The organism is Paenibacillus agaridevorans (assembly GCF_003112455.1).
GTDB lineage: Bacteria > Bacillota > Bacilli > Paenibacillales > Paenibacillaceae > Pristimantibacillus > Pristimantibacillus agaridevorans.
The window spans coordinates 1-556 of record NZ_BDQX01000426.1 but is presented as its reverse complement, the minus strand read 5'-3'; the positions used below and the strand labels follow the sequence as shown (position 1 = coordinate 556).

1 pseudogene is annotated in these 556 nt (G+C 64.7%); it reads right to left on the bottom strand.

Features of this window, described 5'->3' with window-relative positions:
* A pseudogene (locus PAT3040_RS39300) lies at positions 1 to 556 on the bottom strand (hypothetical protein); the annotation flags it as partial.

The following is a 556-nucleotide window of genomic DNA, read 5'->3' as shown; positions in this document are numbered from 1 at the left end:
GCGGCTGCTGGCCCCCCGGGCCGCCAGCCGTTTGGCGTCCGTTCGACGCTTGACGTCCGCCAGCGCCTTGCTGCTTCGAGCTTTGCGGTTGCGAATTCGCGGCTTGTCCTTTGCCTTGGCCCTTTACCTGGCCATCCGACGCCTGCTGCCCATTTGCTGTCTGCTGACTTTTAGACGATTGTTGTCCGCCAGCTCCTTGCTGCTTCGAGCCTTGCGGCTGCGGATTCGCTGCTTGTCCCCCGCCTTGACGCTTTACCTGTCCATTCGCATTCTGCTGTGCATCCGCGCCTTGCCGACTCCTCGCCGGTTGCTGCGCGCCTGCCGACGACTGGCCGCCTCCGCCGCGCTGCCCCTTCGAGCCGCCTTTGCCTCCAGCGACGGCGCCCGCTCCCGACGCGACGAACGCGGCAGCGGCAACCGCAGCCTCGCCCTGCATAGGGTACGGATGTCCGTCCACGACCGGTATCTTCTTCTGAATCAGCTTCTCGATGTCCTTGAGGTACGGCAGCTCCTCTTCTTCGCAGAAGGAAACCGCAATGCCGCTATGTCCTGCGCG